Here is a 17,498-nt window from a genome sequence, read left to right on the forward strand (position 1 = left end):
GAGCGTATTGATCGTCGAAGACGACCCCCACGTCCTGCTGGGCTGCCAGCAGGCCTTGAGCCTGGAAGATATTCCCTGCATTGGCGTGGGCAGCGCCGAAGAGGCCCTTGAGCGGGTCGGCGAAGATTTTGCCGGCATCGTCATCAGCGACATCCGCCTGCCGGGCATCGACGGCCTGGAACTGCTGACCCGCCTCAAAGCCCGGGACCGCAGCCTGCCGGTGGTGTTGATCACCGGCCACGGCGATATTTCCATGGCCGTAGGCGCGATGCAGAAAGGCGCCTACGATTTCATGGAAAAACCGTTCTCCCCCGAGCGCCTGGTGGACGTTGCACGCCGCGCCCTGGAACAGCGCAGCCTGGCCCGGGAAGTTTCTTCGCTGCGCAGGCAACTGGCCGAGCGTGATTCCCTGGAAGGCCGCATCATCGGCCGCTCGCCGGCCATGCAGCACCTGCGCGAGCTGATCGCCAACGTCGCCGACACCTCGGCCAACGTGTTGATCGAAGGCGAAACCGGCACCGGCAAGGAATTGGTCGCCCGTTGCCTGCATGATTTCAGCCGGCGCCACGACAAGCAGTTCGTCGCGCTGAACTGCGGTGGCCTGCCGGAGAACCTGTTTGAAAGCGAGATTTTCGGCCACGAGGCCAACGCTTTCACTGGCGCGGGTAAGCGCCGGATCGGCAAGATCGAGCACGCCGATGGCGGCACGCTGTTTCTCGATGAAGTAGAGAGCATGCCCCTGCCCTTGCAGATCAAGCTATTGCGCGTGTTGCAGGAACGCACCCTCGAACGCCTGGGGTCGAACCAGAGCGTGTCCGTGGATTGTCGGGTGATTGCCGCCACCAAGTCCGACCTGGACGAAATGGGTCGGACCGGGCAGTTCCGCAGCGACCTGTATTACCGCCTCAATGTGGTGACGCTGGAGCTGCCGCCCCTGCGGGAGCGGCGCGAAGACATCCTGCAACTGTTCGAACATTTTCTCCAGCAATCGTCCCTGCGCTTCGACCGTACCGTGCCGGAGCTGGACAACCACACTCTGTCGAACCTGATGAGCCACGATTGGCCGGGCAACGTGCGCGAGCTGCGCAACGTCGCCGAACGTTACGCCCTGGGCTTGCCGGCGTTCAAGAAAGCCGGCACCAGCACCGGCAGCCAAGGCCTGGCCTTCGCCGAAGCGGTTGAAGCCTTCGAGCGCAACCTGCTGGTGGACGCGTTGCAACGCAGCGGCGGCAACCTGACCCAGGCCAGCCAGGAACTGGGCATGGCCAAGACCACGCTCTTCGACAAAGTCAAAAAATATGGCCTGAGCCACTGACCTGGGACATGAACCTGTGGATCTTATTTTCAAGGCCGCGCTCGGCGCAGCCGTTGTCGTCATCCTGGCGATGCTCGCCAAGACCAAGAACTATTACATTGCCGGGCTGGTGCCGCTGTTTCCGACCTTTGCGCTGATTGCCCACTACATCGTCGGCAAGGGCCGCTCGGTGGATGACCTGAAGACCACCATCGTGTTCGGCATGTGGTCGATCATTCCGTATTTCGTCTATCTCGCGACGCTGTACGTGATGGTCGACCGGATGCGCCTCGAAGCGTCATTGGCCGTGGCTGCCGTCGCCTGGTTGATGGCGGCGACGGTGCTGGTCAGTGTCTGGGTGAGGATCCACGGGTGATTCGCTGCACGGATCGATGGCTCAATAGCCGACAGTGAACCGCGTCCGCGAAAACTGCGGCGCCTGGACCTCATCGATCATCGCAATGGCGTAGTCGGCGAAGCCGATCCAACTGCGCCCGGCGTTATCGAACAGCAAGTGATCCTTGCCGACGCGGAACTGGCCGGTGCGTTCGGTTTCGACGAACTCCGCCGAGGGCGAAAGGAAGGTCCAATCGAGGTCCTGCTCCTTTCCCAGCACGTCCAGGAACAACGCTCCGGCCGTGGCTTCGGCCAGGTATTCCTCCGGGAAGCCCTTGCTGTCGATCACGCGGCTGTTATCCGGCAACAACAACGAACCGGCACCGCCCACAACCAGCAGGCGCTTGACTCCGGCGGCCTTCACCGGTGCGACAACCTTGTCGGCCGGCACCGTGGCGAAATGCGCGGCACTGATGACCACGTCGTGGCCTGCTACCGCTGCGGTCAGTGCCTCGCTGTCCAGTACGTCCAACTGCTTGCTGACCACTCCCGCCCGTGTGCCGATTTTTCCGGTGTTGCGGGCAATGGCCGTCACGCTGTGACCACGGCGCAAGGCTTCTTCCAGCAGTTGGCTGCCGGCCCGGCCTGTAGCGCCGATGATTGCGATGGTGCTCATGGGATTCTCCTATGGTTATTCGTAGTGATTACTTCAACGCGTTCTAGAACCATGAACACGTTCGTGGCGAGGGAGCTTGCTCCCGCTGGGCTGCGCAGCAGACCCAGTATTTTTGCGACTGCTTCGCAGCCGAGCGGGAGCAAGCTCCCTCGCCACAAAAGCGTCCAGATCAAAGTTCGGGTTTCACCACCTCATTTCGCCCTTCGCCACCTTGGCGCTCAGCTCCAGGGAACTGTCCTCCCCCAGCTGTGGATAGCGTAGTTTCATGGCGGCGATCAGTGCGGCGGAATTCTTGGCCTTGGCGGTTTCTTCGTCGAAGGCCTTGATGTAATCGGCGGTGAAGCGCACTGGCGCCAGGGAACGAGCGCTTTCGCCCAGGTAATGGCCGGGGATCACGGTGGTCGGTTGCAGCTTTTGCATGTTATCCAGCGTCGCCAGCCAATCCCGGTGGGATTGCGGCGTCTGGGTATCGGCCATCCAGACGTGAATGTTCTCCGCCACCACCACACCTCCCACCACCGCCTTGATCGACGGAATCCACACGAAACTGCGGTCCGGCTGAGGGCCGTCAAGGCCGATGACCTGCAAGCGCTTGCCTTCCAGCGTCAAGCTGTCGCCCTTGAGCACTTGGGGCACCAGCGTCTTGGACGGCGCGTCGGTCTTCAGGATCGGCCCCCAATATTTCAACTTGCCATCGGCAGTGGCCTTGATGTGCTCCACGGTTGGCGCGGATGCGAGGACTTTGGCTTCCGGGAAAGCGGCTACCAGGGTTTGCAGGCCAAAATAGTAGTCGGGGTCGCCGTGGCTGATGTAGATCGTGGTTAACCGCTTGCCACTGGCGCGGATTTTTTCCACGACCTGCTCGGCCTGGGTTTTGCCAAATTGGGCGTCCACCAGGATCGCCTCGTTTTCACCGCTGACCAATACCGAAGTCACCGGGAAAATCGCCGCCGCGCCGGGGTTGTAGACGTCGAGCGTCAAGTCGGCGGCCCAGGCCTGGGCCGTGATGGCCAGCGCTGCGGTCGCCAGCGACAAGCGTTTTAGAAGAGTGAAACCGGTCATGAGGTGCTCCGTTGTGCAATGGCCCGCAAGGGAATGAACGGAGCTTAGTTGCCAGACTCAGTACAAAAAATGCGATGCTGGGACATAGTTTGTTTCTAAAATCGGGCAGATCATGGATCGTCTACAAGCAATGCGAGTGTTCGTCACCGTGGTGGACCTGGGCAGCCAGTCGGCGGCGGCCGAGCACCTGGACCTGTCGCGGCCGGTGGTATCGCGCTATCTGGCGGAGCTGGAAGATTGGGTCGGTGCCCGGCTGATGCACCGCACCACGCGCAAGCTGAGCCTGACGGCCGCAGGCACGGAGACCCTGCCCCGCTGCCGGCAGATGCTGGAGCTGTGCGGCGACATGCAAGCGGCCGTCAGCACGCCCGAAGACGCGCCACGGGGCATGCTGCGCATCAGCGCCAGCCCCTCGTTCGGCCAGTCGCAATTGGCGAGTGCGATGGCCGAATACGTCCAGCGCTACCCGGGCGTGAGCGTTGACCTGCAAATGCTCGATCGCACCGTCAACCTGGTGGACGAACGCATCGACCTGGCGATCCGCATGAGCAACGATCTCGATCCGAACCTGATCGCCCGGCGTCTCACGGTCTGCCGTTCGGTCATCTGCGCCTCCCCCCGCTACCTGCGCGAACATTCGACACCGCAACGGGTGGAAGACCTGAGCCAGCACAACTGCCTGACCCATTCCTACGTAGGCAAAAGCCTGTGGCATTTCGAGCAGGACGGCGAACAGCTGTCGGTGCCGGTACAGGGCAACATCAGCGCCAACGAAGCCAGCACCTTGCTCCAGGCAACGATAGCCGGCGCCGGTGTGGCGATGCTGCCCAGCTACCAGGTCGGCCCTCATATCCAGAACGGCGAACTGGTGCGCCTGCTGCCCCACGCCGAACCGCGCCGGATGAACATGTATGCGGTGTATGCCTCACGCAAGCACATGCCCTCGGCGTTGCGCAGCCTGCTGGATTTTCTGGTGCTCAGGTTTCCCGAAACACCGGAGTGGGATGTGGGGTTGTAGCTACCTCTGCGGGAACCTTTGTGGGAGCGAGCTTGCTCGCGATAGCGGTGTATCAGTCAATAAAAGGGTGGCTGACACTCAGCCATCGCGAGCAAGCTCGCTCCCACAAGGGATCTCTGTACAGCCTTAAGCCTTGCGCCAGGATTTCACCATTAGCCCGCCCCAAGGCATACTTGCCACCCTCCGCATTCCAGAACCCAAAGCCGCCCCATGCGTATCCACGTCAGTTTCATCGACCGCGTCGGCATCACCCAGGAAGTCCTGGCCTTGCTTGGTGGGCGCAATCTCAACCTGGATGCGGTGGAAATGGTCCCGCCCAACGTCTACATCGACGCCCCGACTCTCAGCCCACAGGTGCTGGATGAGTTGCGCGAGGCGCTGTTCAGCGTGCGCGGCGTGCAGGCGGTCACGGTGGTGGACATCCTGCCGGGCCAGCGCCGGCACTTGCAGCTCGATGCCTTGCTCGCCGCCATGACCGACCCGGTGCTCGCCCTGGACAGCGCCGGCAAGGTGTTGCTCGCCAACCCGGCGCTCATCGCCCTGTACGGTCGCGAACCGGCCGGGGAAAGCGTCGCGGAGCTGTTCGATGACGCGGCGCTGCTGGATGCGCTGTTGGAAAACGGCTTTCGCTTGCCGCTGCGGGAAATCACCGTCAACGGCCAGACGCTGCTCCTCGATGCCACGCCCATCACCGATGCCGGGGCGCTGCTGACGCTTTATCAGCCCAACCGTATCGGCGAACGCCTGTCGGCGCTGCACCACGATCACGCCGAAGGCTTCGACGCGCTGCTGGGCGAATCCCCGGCGATTCGCACCCTCAAGGCCCGCGCCCAACGGGTCGCGGCCCTGGATGCACCGCTGCTGATCCAAGGCGAGACGGGCACCGGCAAGGAATTGGTGGCCCGCGCCTGCCACGCCATCAGTGCCCGACACAGCGCACCGTTCCTGGCCCTCAACTGTGCGGCACTGCCAGAAAACCTGGCCGAAAGTGAACTGTTCGGCTACGCCCCGGGCGCCTTCACTGGCGCGCAACGGGGCGGCAAGCCCGGGCTGATGGAGCTGGCGAACCAGGGCACGGTATTCCTCGATGAAATCGGCGAAATGTCGCCGTACTTGCAAGCCAAGCTGCTGCGTTTCCTGAACGATGGCAGCTTCCGCCGGGTCGGCGGCGACCGGGAAATCAAGGTCAACGTGCGGATTCTCAGCGCGACCCACCGTAACCTGGAGAAAATGGTCAACGAAGGCTCGTTCCGCGAAGACTTGTTCTATCGCTTGAACGTGCTCAATGTCGAAGTCCCGCCGCTGCGTGAACGCGGCCAGGACATCCTGCTGCTGGCGCGGTATTTCATGCAGCAGGCCTGCGCGCAGATCCAGCGCCCGGTCTGCCGCCTGGCCCCTGGCACTTACCCGGCCTTGCTGGGCAACCGCTGGCCGGGCAACGTGCGGCAATTGCAGAACGTGATCTTCCGCGCCGCCGCCATCTGCGAAAGCAGCCTCGTGGATATCGGCGACCTGGACATCGCCGGCACCTCCGTGGCGCGTCAGGGCGACGTCGAAGTCGAAAGCCTGGAGCAGGCGGTGGAAAGCTTCGAGAAGCATCTGCTCGAAAGCCTCTACGCCAATTACCCTTCTACTCGCCAGCTCGCCAGCCGACTGCAGACCTCCCATACCGCAATTGCCCATCGGTTGCGCAAGTACGGGATTTCCGGGAAGCCGTAGCTTTACTCGGCTACCTGTGGGAGCGAGCCTGCTCGCGAAAGCGGTATATCAGCCAACATCATCATTGACTGAAAAACTGCTTTCGCGAGCAGGCTCGCTCCCACATTGGTCTGAGGCGTATTTGAAAGTTAGTCAAAAACGACCTCCATCTGTACTGAAAGCGCTACAGCGGAACGATATCGCTACACCCCGCGCTGACCTGCTCTGCGCAAGGCTTTGATCCCGCAACGATTTTTTCCAGGCGCCTAGCTGTAGCGTTTTCGCTACAGCTTGTAATAGCGAGCGCGCTGGAAAACCATCCAATGCATTGATAAACAAAGACTTTTAAACATTGGCCACGTTCTTGCTAAAGGTTTAACCATTCGGCCGGGCCAAGCCCCGCGCCTTTCTTCGCGTCCACCAGACGAGTCTGGCCCCAGGAGTTTCCATGAGCGAGTTGCGTTTCACTGAAGATCACGAATGGCTGCGCGCCGAAACCGACGGCAGCGTCACCGTAGGCATTACCGCTTTCGCGCAGAACGCGTTGGGCGACGTGGTTTTTGTGCAACTGCCTGAATTGCAGGCCTACGCCAAAGGCGACGAGGCCTCCACCGTGGAATCCGTCAAGGCCGCCAGCGGCGTGTACATGCCACTGGACGGTGAAGTGCTGGAAGTGAATGAAGCACTCGGCGACAGCCCGGAGCTGGTCAACGAAGATCCGATGGGCGAAGGCTGGTTCTTCCGTTTTAAACCGACCGACGCCGATGCAGTGGCTAAGCTGTTGGATCAAGACGCCTACGACCGCCTGATCAAAGCCAACGCCGAAGCCTGAGGAGCGCACCATGACCGTTAATCTCGGCACCGCCAACGAATTCATCGCCCGCCACATCGGCCCGCGTGCAGGCGACGAGCAAGCCATGCTCGAACGCCTGGGCTACGACTCCCTGGAAGCCCTGAGCGCCAGCGTGATCCCGGAAAGCATCAAAGGCACCAGCGTCCTGGACATGGGCGACGGCCAGAGCGAAGCCGATGCACTGGCCTCGATCAAGGCCATCGCCGGCAAGAACCAACTGTTCAAGACCTACATCGGCCAGGGCTACTACAACTGCCATACGCCGGCACCGATCCTGCGCAACCTGCTGGAAAATCCGGCCTGGTACACCGCCTACACCCCTTACCAGCCGGAAATCTCCCAGGGCCGTCTCGAAGCACTGCTGAACTTCCAGACCTTGATCAGCGACCTCACCGGCCTGCCGATCGCCAACGCCTCCCTGCTGGACGAAGCCACCGCCGCCGCCGAAGCCATGACCTTCTGCAAGCGCTTGAGCAAGAACAAGGGCAGCAATGCGTTCTTCGCCTCCGTGCACAGCCACCCGCAGACCCTCGATGTGCTGCGCACCCGTGCCGAGCCCCTGGGCATCGACGTGGTCGTGGGCGACGAGCGCGAACTGAGCGACGTCAGCAGCTTCTTCGGCGCACTCTTGCAGTACCCGGCCAGCAATGGCGACCTGTTCGACTACCGCGAGCTGACCGAACGCTTCCACGCCGCCAATGCCCTGGTGGCCGTGGCCGCCGACCTGCTGGCCCTGACCCTGCTGACCCCTCCGGGTGAGTTCGGTGCCGACGTTGCCATCGGCAGCGCCCAGCGCTTCGGCGTTCCCCTGGGTTTCGGCGGTCCGCACGCGGCCTTTTTCTCCACCAAGGATGCGTTCAAGCGCGACATGCCGGGCCGGCTGGTCGGCGTTTCCGTGGACCGTTTCGGCAAGCCGGCCCTGCGCCTGGCGATGCAGACCCGCGAGCAACACATCCGCCGCGAGAAAGCCACCAGCAACATCTGCACCGCCCAGGTTCTGCTCGCCAACATCGCCAGCATGTACGCTGTGTACCACGGTCCCAAGGGCCTGGTGCAAATTGCCAACCGCATCCATCACCTGACCGCGATCCTTGCCAAGGGTCTGGGCGCAATGGGTCTGAAGGTCGAGCAAGAAAGCTTCTTCGACACCCTGACGCTGCACACTGGCGCGCAAACCGCCGCGCTGCACGACAAGGCCCGCGCCCAGCGCATCAACCTGCGTGCAGTGGACGCCGAACGCCTGGGCCTGTCCCTGGACGAAACCACCAACCAGGCTGACATCGAAGCACTGTGGAGCCTGTTGGCCGACGGCAAGCCTGTGCCGGACTTCACCGCACTGGCCACCAGCATGCAAAGCCGCATCCCGGCCGAGCTGGTGCGCCAATCGGCGATCCTCAGCCACCCGGTGTTCAACCGCTACCACTCCGAAACCGAGCTGATGCGCTACCTGCGCAAGCTCGCCGACAAGGACCTGGCGCTGGATCGCACCATGATCCCGCTGGGTTCCTGCACCATGAAACTCAACGCCGCCAGCGAAATGATCCCGGTGACCTGGGCAGAGTTCGGCGCCCTGCACCCGTTCGCCCCGGCCGAGCAAAGCGCCGGCTATCAGCAACTGACCGACGAGCTCGAAGCCATGCTCTGCGCCGCCACCGGCTATGACGCGGTGTCGCTGCAACCCAACGCCGGTTCCCAGGGTGAATACGCCGGCCTGCTGGCGATCCGCGCCTATCACCAGAGCCGTGGCGAAGACCGTCGCGACATCTGCCTGATCCCGTCTTCGGCCCACGGCACCAACCCGGCCACCGCCAACATGGCCGGCATGCGCGTGGTCGTGACCGCCTGCGATGCCCGTGGCAACGTCGACATCGAGGACCTGCGGGCCAAGGCCATCGAGCACCGCGAGCACCTCGCCGCGCTGATGATCACCTACCCGTCCACCCACGGCGTGTTCGAGGAAGGCATCCGCGAGATTTGCGGCATCATTCATGACAACGGCGGCCAGGTGTACATCGACGGCGCCAACATGAACGCGATGGTCGGCCTCTGCGCCCCCGGCAAATTCGGCGGCGACGTCTCGCACCTGAACCTGCACAAGACCTTCTGCATTCCCCACGGCGGTGGCGGCCCGGGCGTCGGCCCGATTGGCGTCAAGTCGCACCTGGCGCCGTTCCTGCCGGGCCACGCCAACATGGAACGCAAGGAAGGCGCGGTGTGCGCGGCGCCGTTCGGCAGTGCGAGCATCCTGCCGATCACCTGGATGTACATCCGCATGATGGGCGGCGCGGGCCTCAAGCGCGCTTCGCAGCTGGCGATTCTCAACGCCAACTACATCGCCCGTCGCCTGGAAGAGCATTATCCGGTGCTCTACTCCGGCAGCAACGGCCTGGTGGCCCACGAATGCATCCTCGACCTGCGCCCGCTCAAGGACAGCAGCGGCATCAGTGTCGATGACGTGGCCAAGCGCCTGATCGACTTCGGTTTCCACGCCCCGACCATGTCGTTCCCGGTGGCCGGCACGTTGATGATCGAGCCGACCGAAAGCGAATCCAAGGAAGAGCTGGACCGCTTCTGCGACGCCATGATCTGCATCCGCGAAGAAATCCGCGCGGTGGAAAACGGCAGCCTGGACAAAGACGACAACCCGCTGAAGAACGCCCCGCACACCGCGGCGGAACTCGTCGGCGACTGGACTCACCCCTACAGCCGTGAGCAGGCGGTGTACCCGGTGGCGTCGTTGATCGAAGGCAAATACTGGCCGCCAGTCGGTCGGGTCGACAACGTGTTCGGCGACCGCAACCTGGTCTGCGCCTGCCCGTCGATCGAAAGCTACGCTTAAGGTAAGTGGAGGGCGGTCCATCCGCCCTCCGAATCTTCCCCTGTGGGAGCGAGCTTGCTCGCGATAGCGTACTGTCAGTCGTCACTTGAGTGACTGTCACACCGCTATCGCGAGCAAGCTCGCTCCCACTAGGGCCTGAGTCACATCTTCAAAGTCGATCCCATAAAAAGAAACCGGAGAAACACCATGTCGTTAAGCGTGTTCGACCTGTTCAAGATCGGCATCGGTCCTTCCAGCTCCCACACGGTCGGTCCGATGCGTGCCGCGGCCCGTTTCGTCGAAGGGTTGCGTCGTGATGAGTTGCTCAATACCACTGCCAGCGTCAAAGTCGAGCTGTACGGCTCGCTCGGTGCCACCGGCAAGGGCCACGGCAGTGACAAGGCCGTGCTGCTGGGCCTGGAAGGCGAGCACCCGGACACCGTGGACACCGAAACAGTGACCGCCCGGCTCCAGGAGATCCGCAGCAGCGGTCGCCTGAACCTGCTCGGCGAACACACCATCGAATTCAATGAAAAACTGCACCTGGCGATGATCCGCAAACCGTTGGCCTACCACCCCAACGGCATGATCTTCCGCGCCTTCGACGCCGCCGGCCTGCAAGTGCGCAGCCGCGAGTACTACTCGGTGGGCGGCGGCTTCGTCGTGGATGAAGACGCCGCCGGCGCCGACCGTATCGTCGAAGATGCCACGCCCCTGACCTTCCCGTTCAAGAGCGCAAAAGATCTGCTGGCCCACTGCAGCACCTACGGTCTGTCCATCAGCCAGGTCATGCTGACCAACGAAAGCGCCTGGCGCCCCGAAGCCGAGACCCGCGCCGGCCTGCTGAAGATCTGGCAGGTCATGCAGGATTGCGTGGCGGCGGGCTGTCGCAACGAGGGGATCTTGCCGGGCGGCCTCAAGGTCAAGCGCCGGGCTGCGGCGTTGCATCGCCAGTTGTGCAAGAACCCTGAAGCGGCCTTGCGCGATCCGCTGTCCGTGCTGGACTGGGTCAACCTGTATGCCTTGGCCGTCAACGAAGAAAACGCCTTCGGCGGCCGTGTCGTCACCGCGCCCACCAACGGTGCGGCGGGCATCATTCCGGCCGTGCTCCACTACTACATGCGCTTCATTCCCGGGGCCAACGAAGATGGCGTGGTGCGATTCCTGCTGACCGCCGCCGCCATCGGCATCCTCTATAAGGAAAACGCCTCCATCTCCGGTGCTGAAGTCGGCTGCCAGGGTGAAGTTGGCGTGGCCTGCTCCATGGCCGCCGGTGCGCTTTGCGAAGTGCTGGGCGGTACCGTGCAACAAGTGGAAAACGCCGCCGAAATCGGCATGGAACACAACCTCGGGCTCACCTGCGACCCCATCGGTGGCCTCGTCCAGGTGCCCTGCATCGAACGCAATGCCATGGGCTCGGTAAAGGCCATCAATGCGGTGCGCATGGCCATGCGCGGCGATGGTCATCACTTCGTCTCCCTCGACAAAGTCATCCGCACCATGCGCCAGACCGGCGCCGACATGAAAAGCAAATACAAGGAGACCGCCCGCGGCGGTCTGGCGGTCAACATCATCGAATGCTGATGCGTGCCCCTTTCATTTTCCAGGAGCTGATATGTCCACCGAACAACTGTTGAAAACCCCGCTGCACGCGCTGCACCTCGAACTCGGCGCCCGCATGGTGCCATTCGCCGGCTACGACATGCCGGTGCAATACCCCTTGGGCGTGATGAAAGAACACCAGCACACCCGGGATCAGGCCGGGCTGTTCGATGTGTCCCACATGGGCCAGATCCGCCTGACCGGCGCGGGTGCGGCCAAGGCACTGGAGACGCTGGTGCCGGTGGACATCATCGACTTGCCCGTGGGCATGCAGCGCTACGCCATGTTCACCAACGACAACGGCGGCATCCTCGACGATTTGATGGTCGCCAACCTGGGCAATGATGAGCTGTTTTTGGTGGTCAACGCGGCGTGCAAGGATCAGGACCTGGCCCACCTGCAAGCGAACATCGGCGGTCAGTGCAGCATCGAGCCGCTGTTCGAAGCCCGCGCCCTGCTCGCGCTGCAAGGCCCAGCGGCCGTGACCGTGCTCGCGCGTCTGGCGCCGGAAGTGGCGAAGATGACCTTCATGCAATTCCAGCGCGTCACTCTGCTGGGCGTGGATTGCTTTGTCAGCCGTTCGGGCTACACCGGTGAAGACGGTTTCGAGATTTCCGTGCCAGCCGCCGATGCGGAGAAACTCGCCCGCGCCCTGCTGGCCGAACCGGAAGTCGCCGCCATCGGCCTTGGCGCCCGTGATTCCCTGCGCCTGGAAGCGGGCCTGTGCCTCTACGGCCACGATATGAACACCGAAACCACACCCATTGAAGCCAGCCTGCTGTGGGCGATTTCCAAGGTCCGCCGCGCCGATGGCGCGCGCGCCGGGGGCTTCCCCGGAGCGGAAACTGTTTTTGCCCAGCAACAGCAAGGCGTGAAGCGCAAACGTGTCGGCCTGCTGCCCCAAGAACGCACACCGGTGCGTGAAGGCGCGGAGATCGTCAACGAAGCCGGCGAGATCATCGGCACGGTTTGCAGCGGCGGGTTCGGGCCGACATTGGGCGGTCCATTGGCGATGGGTTATCTGGACAGCGCCTTCGTCGCCTTGGACACGCCGGTCTGGGCCATTGTGCGTGGGAAAAAAGTGCCTTTGCTTGTAAGCAAAATGCCATTCGTTCCGCAGCGCTACTACCGTGGTTGATTGGTTGTTTCTATAAGTAACGCGGTTTCGTTATACGTGCACTAATGTGTAACGCAACCGCCATAAAAAGGTGCATGTAGTGATATTCAACCGGGCTTATAACGCTACGGAACTATCGGACTAGCCTTTTGAATAAGCCCCCTCCCGCAAAACATCTAAAACGCCAGCAAGCTGAGCAAATCCGGGGCCTTCAGGGGGGTTGTTTTTTCCTTGGAAGTTGGCGTAGAGTTTCGTCACTGTGTTTGCATGGGTCGCTTGGATCGTGACCTGGGCAGTAGCCTAAGAAGTTAGCTACAACCCGTTCGACGTCATCTTACTTTCCTGCAACCCAGCCCCAGTACTCTTTCGTCTGGAAAGAGGCTGTCATTAATTTAGCGTCAAGGAAATAAGAAAATGGCTGAACGTCAGAGCGGTACCGTCAAGTGGTTCAACGACGAAAAAGGTTTTGGTTTCATCACTCCTGAAAGCGGTCCGGATCTGTTCGTGCACTTCCGCGCCATCCAGGGCAACGGCTTCAAGAGCCTGAAAGAAGGCCAGAAAGTCACTTTCGTTGCCGTGCAAGGCCAGAAAGGCATGCAGGCTGACGAGGTTCAAGCCGAAGCCTAAGGCTTTCGCAAACTAAAAAGCCCCTGATTGATATCAGGGGCTTTTTTATGGGCGTAAATCCGTAAAATGGCTTCTTTTTGGTTCGAGGCCGTCATGTCCAAACACCTGCTCACCCCACAGGGTGACTTCCCTCCCGCCGGCCTGGGCCGTCGCCTGGCCGCGATGTTCTATGATTTTTTGCTGTGCACGGCGCTGCTGATCGTCACCGGTGGCGTGTACAAGATGATCCAGATGATGATCATCGGCGAAGAAAAGATGCGTGCCCTTACCGACGCCGGCGCGCTGGATGGCGATCCGCTGCTGTCCACGGTGTTGCTGTTCGTGCTGTTCGGCTTCTTCGCCAAGTTCTGGACCCACAACGGCCAGACCCTGGGCATGCAGGTCTGGTGCATTCGCGTACAGAACGCCGATGGCACGGCCATCAGCCTGTGGCAGGCGTTGTTGCGATTCGTGGTGTCGATTGCGTCATTGCTGCTGGTGGGGCTGGGCTTCATCTGGGCGCTTTTCGACAAGCGCAAGCGGGGCTGGCATGACATCTATTCGGATACGCAGTTGGTGCGGATTCCCAAGAAGACCAAGTAGGAACTCACTACAACCCCGTGGCGAGGGAGCTTGCTCCCGCTCGGCTGCGCAGCAGTCGTAATCCAGCCAATGCGGTATGACTGAATAACCCCGCAGTGTCTCGTTTGGGGCTGCTTCGCAGCCCAGCGGGAGCAAGCTCCCTCGCCACAAAAAGCCCGGCAGGCCTCAAATCTGTTCAGCGTCAGGCATTACCCGCTAACTTCATCCGCGCCGCCTGGGTGAAGTCCAGCATGCGCTTGAGCGGGCGAATCGCCTGGGGGATCAATGCCGGGTCGACGAATATTTCGTTGCTGCCTTCCTTGAGCGCCTGGAGCGTGCGTTCCAGCGTGTTCATCGCCATCCATGGGCAGTGCGCGCAACTGCGGCATGCCGCGCCGTTGCCGGCGGTAGGGGCCTCGATGAAGACCTTGTCCGGGCACAGCTGCTGCATTTTGTAGAAAATGCCGCGGTCGGTGGCGACGATCAGCGTCTTGTTCGGCAAGCTCTGGGCGGCGGCAATCAACTGGCTGGTGGAACCCACGGCATCCGCCAGTTCGATCACCGACGTCGGTGACTCCGGGTGCACCAGGATGGCGGCATCCGGGTACAGCGCCTTCATATCTTCCAACTGCTTGGACTTGAACTCTTCGTGGACGATGCAGGCACCGTCCCAGAGCAACATGTCGGCGCCGGTCTTGCGCTGGATGTAAGTGCCCAAGTGCTTGTCCGGACCCCAGATGATCGTCTCGCCGTTGTCCATCAGGCTCTCGACGATTTCCAGGGCACAGCTGGACGTCACCACCCAGTCCGCACGGGCCTTCACGGCCGCCGAAGTGTTGGCATACACCACCACGGTGCGCTCCGGATGCTGGTCGCAGAACGCCGAGAATTCATCCACCGGGCAACCCAGATCGAGGGAGCAAGTGGCTTCCAGAGTCGGCATCAGCACGCGTTTTTCGGGGTTGAGGATCTTGGCGGTCTCGCCCATGAACTTGACCCCGGCCACCACCACGGTCTTGGCTGGATGGGCGTTGCCAAAGCGGGCCATTTCCAGAGAGTCGGAGACACAGCCCCCAGTCTCCTCGGCCAGGGCCTGAATGACCGGGTCACAATAGAAATGCGCAACCAGCACCGCGTCCTGAGCCTTGAGCTCGGCGGCAATGGCGGCGCGGTACCAGGCCTCTTGCTCGGCGGACAGCGGCTTGGGCTGCTTGGCATCGAGGTGAGCCTGGACCAGAAGGCGTTCGGAAATCTGCGTCATGTTCGCAAGACCTATAGGCGCGTTTAGCGCGAAAGTCGAGTATACACCCGGCTCCGGACCACTCGGGTACCGCCGGGAAAGTGAGTGTCATCAGGCACGGGACAGCGTGAAGCCGGCAAGGCTACAGAATATCCCGCCGTTGCAAAAGATCATTCTGACCTGTGCCCCGGCAGACGACTTTGCGCCTGCGCCTGTGGTTCTGAGCGTGACGTATTTAATTATTCAATTCCCCCAGCCAGTTTTCAGTTTGCCGAGCCCAACGCGGCCGGGCCTAAATGGCGCTTTCTTCCCCGCCAAGGCCTTGTCATGGAAAACGTTCAAGCCTCAAGTACCCGCGTATTCTGGCTGATGACCAGCATCGTATGCGTGGCGCTGAATCTGCGCCCTTCGATGGCGGCGGTCGGGCCTTTGCTATCCGCCATTCGGGGCGAAGTGCCCCTGACGTTCAGCATGGCATCGTTGCTGACGATGTTGCCGGTCATGGCCATGGGCTTGGCAATGTTCCTGGGCCTGCGAGTCGCCCTGCGCATTGGCGAACACCGCACCATTGTCCTGTCGCTGGTAGTCATCGGCCTTGCCACGGTCTCGCGCCTGTACCTGGATAGCGCCGAAGCGTTGATCATCAGCGCCGTTTTGGCCGGCATCGGCATCGCCCTGATCCAGGCGGTGCTGCCAGCCCTGATCAAGTCGCGGCTTGGCGATAACGTCTCGTTGTTCATGGGGCTGTACGTCACGTCGATCATGGGTGGCGCGGCCATCGCGGCGTCATTTTCCCCGTTCGTCCTGGCGCAGACGGGCAGCTGGCGCATCGGCCTGGCGATCTGGGCATTGCTGGTGCTGGTCGCGCTGGGCTGCTGGCACGCTCAACGCTCGGTCGTCATGCCATTACCCAGAGCACCGGGACGACAACAGGGCTCGTTCTTTGCCAACCGCCGGGCTTGGCTGCTGGCCCTGTTCTTCGGCCTGGGCACCGCGTCCTATACGTGCGTACTGGCCTGGCTGGCGCCGTATTACCTGGAAAAAGGCTGGAGCGAACAGCAGGCCGGCCTGGTCTTGGGGTTCCTCACAGCGATGGAAGTGTTGTCCGGCCTGGTCACCCCGGCAATCGCCAACCGCAGCCAAGACAAACGCCCGATACTGACGGTACTGCTGACATTGATCATGGCTGGCTTCTGCGGCTTGATCCTCAGCCCGGATCGCTTCAGCCTGCTGTGGCCATGCTTGCTGGGGCTCGGTATCGGCGGTCTGTTCCCGATGAGCCTGATCGTCTCCCTCGACCACCTGGACGACCCGCGCCGGGCCGGCGCGTTGACGGCATTCGTGCAAGGCATCGGTTACCTGATCGCCGGCCTGTCGCCATTGATTGCCGGAGTGATCCGTGACCAATCGGGCAGTTTCGAATGGGCGTGGTGGTCGCTCGCGGTGGTGATGGGGCTGATGATCCTGATGGTGTTGCGCTTCAACCCCAGGCAATACGCGCGGCATATTGGCTAGTCGTCGCTGTCCTAGCAAAACATCTACCCTGCCGAAAGATAAACGGCCAAGGCTCCTGTATAAAGGAGGCCTTCGTGGGAACAGGATGTTACGCAAGGATGGCGCCGAGATTAGCTGATGCTCATTAGTAACCTGCTTCGAAAGCTGGATATGCAAGACCTGATGGTGTTCGTCGCCGTGTTCGAACAGCGCAGCGTCACCCAGGTTTCCGAAGCCCTGTGTGTCAGCCAGTCGACCGTCAGCTATTGCCTGAAAAAACTGCGCACCAGCTTCGAAGACGAACTGTTCACCGTGACACGCGCAGGCATGAGCCCCACTCAGAAGGCCATCGTCATGTATGGCCAGGTGCTGGGGGTGCTTAACACGATCAACCAATGCCACTCCGGCATCCAGCCATTCGATCCACGTCAGGAAGAGATCACATTCAACCTCTGCGCGCCGGAATACTTCGAACTCCTGATCCTTCCGAACCTGGTCAAGCGCTTCATCGGCAACCGTGTTCCGGTGGTGATCAACACCACGAAGTTCCAGCGCGATATTCCGGTCGACGCGCTGAGGGACGATCGCTTCGATCTTGCAGTGGGTTTCGGCCCGCATTTCCATGGCGATACCAACGGCCTGCAATCACGGGTATTGCTGACGGATGAGCTGGTGTGCGTGGTGGATAAACATTTCCCCGGCCCTGGGCAAGCGTTCAGCCTCGACGCATTTGTCGCGGGGCAGCATGTATTTCCGACCCCTTGGACATCCGACACCAACATGATCGATGGCTGGCTCGCTCGCCAGGGCTCCAGGCGACAGATCGTCGCGCGCGCCAACAGCTACGTGACAGCCTTGGCCCTGGTCACCGGAACCGACTATATCCTGACCCTGCCCAAACGCATCCAGGCATTGCTTTGCGACGACCAACGATTCGGCGAGCGCCAGCCGCCACCGGGGCTGCCGGGCTTTACGCTTGAGATGATGTGGAGCGAAAAAGCGAGCCAGGACAACCGGAACACCTGGTTGCGCCAGCAGGTCATGGACGTTTGCGCCGAGGTCGGCCAGCGCTGACCACGGCATCGATCCGACTTTTTCGCGG

The 17,498-nt window shown here is 61.8% G+C and carries 15 protein-coding genes; 12 read left to right on the plus strand and 3 right to left on the minus strand.

Annotation, left to right across the window (positions count from 1 at the left end):
- Positions 1-34 precede the first annotated feature (34 nt).
- Together DOCECA_RS16430 and DOCECA_RS16435 are read left to right on the plus strand one after the other, a co-directional pair.
- Positions 35-1,315 (plus strand): sigma-54-dependent transcriptional regulator, encoded by a 1,281-nt coding sequence (locus tag DOCECA_RS16430; RefSeq protein ID WP_434651159.1) that lies wholly within the window; start codon positions 35-37, stop codon positions 1,313-1,315.
- A gap of 25 nt (positions 1,316-1,340) precedes the next feature.
- Complete coding sequence (locus DOCECA_RS16435; RefSeq protein WP_212800569.1) at positions 1,341-1,670, plus strand: GlpM family protein; 330 nt, start codon at positions 1,341-1,343, stop codon at positions 1,668-1,670.
- 21 nt (positions 1,671-1,691) lie between these two features.
- Here the strand turns inward: DOCECA_RS16435 and DOCECA_RS16440 are convergent, their stop codons facing one another.
- The gene (locus DOCECA_RS16440) at positions 1,692-2,306 is read right to left on the minus strand and encodes an NAD(P)-dependent oxidoreductase (RefSeq protein WP_420765240.1); all 615 of its coding nucleotides are present in this window, start codon (positions 2,304-2,306) and stop codon (positions 1,692-1,694) included.
- A gap of 183 nt (positions 2,307-2,489) precedes the next feature.
- Entirely contained in the window at positions 2,490-3,368 is an 879-nt protein-coding gene (locus DOCECA_RS16445; protein ID WP_445570806.1) for an MBL fold metallo-hydrolase, read from the minus strand.
- A gap of 112 nt (positions 3,369-3,480) precedes the next feature.
- Here DOCECA_RS16445 and DOCECA_RS16450 point away from each other — a divergent pair, with 112 nt between their 5' ends.
- From DOCECA_RS16450 to DOCECA_RS16485, 8 genes are all read left to right on the plus strand, one after another.
- The gene (locus tag DOCECA_RS16450; protein ID WP_420765242.1) at positions 3,481-4,386 is read left to right on the plus strand and encodes a LysR family transcriptional regulator; all 906 of its coding nucleotides are present in this window, start codon (positions 3,481-3,483) and stop codon (positions 4,384-4,386) included.
- Between the two features lie 210 nt (positions 4,387-4,596).
- Positions 4,597-6,105 carry a sigma-54-dependent transcriptional regulator gene (locus tag DOCECA_RS16455; protein WP_420765243.1) on the plus strand — a complete coding sequence of 503 codons (1,509 nt, stop codon included), beginning with the start codon at positions 4,597-4,599 and terminating at the stop codon, positions 6,103-6,105.
- A gap of 427 nt (positions 6,106-6,532) precedes the next feature.
- Positions 6,533-6,916 carry a glycine cleavage system protein GcvH gene (gene gcvH / locus DOCECA_RS16460; protein WP_420765244.1) on the plus strand — a complete coding sequence of 128 codons (384 nt, stop codon included), beginning with the start codon at positions 6,533-6,535 and terminating at the stop codon, positions 6,914-6,916.
- 10 nt (positions 6,917-6,926) lie between these two features.
- Entirely contained in the window at positions 6,927-9,776 is a 2,850-nt protein-coding gene (gene gcvP, locus DOCECA_RS16465; protein WP_434648724.1) for an aminomethyl-transferring glycine dehydrogenase, read from the plus strand.
- A 186-nt stretch (positions 9,777-9,962) separates the two neighbouring features.
- Positions 9,963-11,339 (plus strand): L-serine ammonia-lyase, encoded by a 1,377-nt coding sequence (locus DOCECA_RS16470; protein ID WP_434607430.1) that lies wholly within the window; start codon positions 9,963-9,965, stop codon positions 11,337-11,339.
- Positions 11,340-11,370: 31 nt separating this feature from the next.
- Positions 11,371-12,495 (plus strand): glycine cleavage system aminomethyltransferase GcvT, encoded by a 1,125-nt coding sequence (gene gcvT / locus DOCECA_RS16475; protein ID WP_434607432.1) that lies wholly within the window; start codon positions 11,371-11,373, stop codon positions 12,493-12,495.
- Between the two features lie 393 nt (positions 12,496-12,888).
- On the plus strand, positions 12,889-13,101 hold the full coding sequence (locus DOCECA_RS16480; protein ID WP_027902257.1) for a cold-shock protein: 213 nt from the start codon (positions 12,889-12,891) through the stop codon (positions 13,099-13,101).
- Positions 13,102-13,194: 93 nt separating this feature from the next.
- Positions 13,195-13,683 (plus strand): RDD family protein, encoded by a 489-nt coding sequence (locus DOCECA_RS16485; protein ID WP_445570807.1) that lies wholly within the window; start codon positions 13,195-13,197, stop codon positions 13,681-13,683.
- A 181-nt stretch (positions 13,684-13,864) separates the two neighbouring features.
- Here the strand turns inward: DOCECA_RS16485 and nadA are convergent, their stop codons facing one another.
- On the minus strand, positions 13,865-14,923 hold the full coding sequence (nadA, locus tag DOCECA_RS16490) for a quinolinate synthase NadA (protein ID WP_420765249.1): 1,059 nt from the start codon (positions 14,921-14,923) through the stop codon (positions 13,865-13,867).
- Between the two features lie 306 nt (positions 14,924-15,229).
- On the opposite strand from nadA, the gene DOCECA_RS16495 reads away from it, so the two are divergent.
- Both DOCECA_RS16495 and DOCECA_RS16500 read left to right on the plus strand, forming a co-directional pair.
- Entirely contained in the window at positions 15,230-16,417 is a 1,188-nt protein-coding gene (locus DOCECA_RS16495) for a cyanate transporter (protein WP_434560323.1), read from the plus strand.
- Between the two features lie 117 nt (positions 16,418-16,534).
- Entirely contained in the window at positions 16,535-17,470 is a 936-nt protein-coding gene (locus tag DOCECA_RS16500) for a LysR family transcriptional regulator (RefSeq protein WP_434607440.1), read from the plus strand.
- Positions 17,471-17,498: the final 28 nt, after the last annotated feature.

The organism is Pseudomonas sp. E102, assembly GCF_052660185.1.

Bases quoted from the DNA above. Each gene is read 5' to 3' on its own strand.
- DOCECA_RS16470 (WP_434607430.1), top strand. From the start codon at position 9,963: ATGTCGTTAAGCGTGTTCGACCTGTTCAAGATCGGCATCGGTCCTTCC.
- gcvT (WP_434607432.1), top strand. From the start codon at position 11,371: ATGTCCACCGAACAACTGTTGAAAACCCCGCTGCACGCGCTGCACCTC.
- DOCECA_RS16445 (WP_445570806.1), bottom strand. From the start codon at position 3,368: ATGACCGGTTTCACTCTTCTAAAACGCTTGTCGCTGGCGACCGCAGCG.
- DOCECA_RS16480 (WP_027902257.1), top strand. From the start codon at position 12,889: ATGGCTGAACGTCAGAGCGGTACCGTCAAGTGGTTCAACGACGAAAAA.
- DOCECA_RS16485 (WP_445570807.1), top strand. From the start codon at position 13,195: ATGTCCAAACACCTGCTCACCCCACAGGGTGACTTCCCTCCCGCCGGC.
- DOCECA_RS16500 (WP_434607440.1), top strand. From the start codon at position 16,535: ATGCTCATTAGTAACCTGCTTCGAAAGCTGGATATGCAAGACCTGATG.
- nadA (WP_420765249.1), bottom strand. From the start codon at position 14,923: ATGACGCAGATTTCCGAACGCCTTCTGGTCCAGGCTCACCTCGATGCC.
- gcvH (WP_420765244.1), top strand. From the start codon at position 6,533: ATGAGCGAGTTGCGTTTCACTGAAGATCACGAATGGCTGCGCGCCGAA.
- DOCECA_RS16450 (WP_420765242.1), top strand. From the start codon at position 3,481: ATGGATCGTCTACAAGCAATGCGAGTGTTCGTCACCGTGGTGGACCTG.
- DOCECA_RS16440 (WP_420765240.1), bottom strand. From the start codon at position 2,306: ATGAGCACCATCGCAATCATCGGCGCTACAGGCCGGGCCGGCAGCCAA.
- gcvP (WP_434648724.1), top strand. From the start codon at position 6,927: ATGACCGTTAATCTCGGCACCGCCAACGAATTCATCGCCCGCCACATC.
- DOCECA_RS16495 (WP_434560323.1), top strand. From the start codon at position 15,230: ATGGAAAACGTTCAAGCCTCAAGTACCCGCGTATTCTGGCTGATGACC.
- DOCECA_RS16455 (WP_420765243.1), top strand. From the start codon at position 4,597: ATGCGTATCCACGTCAGTTTCATCGACCGCGTCGGCATCACCCAGGAA.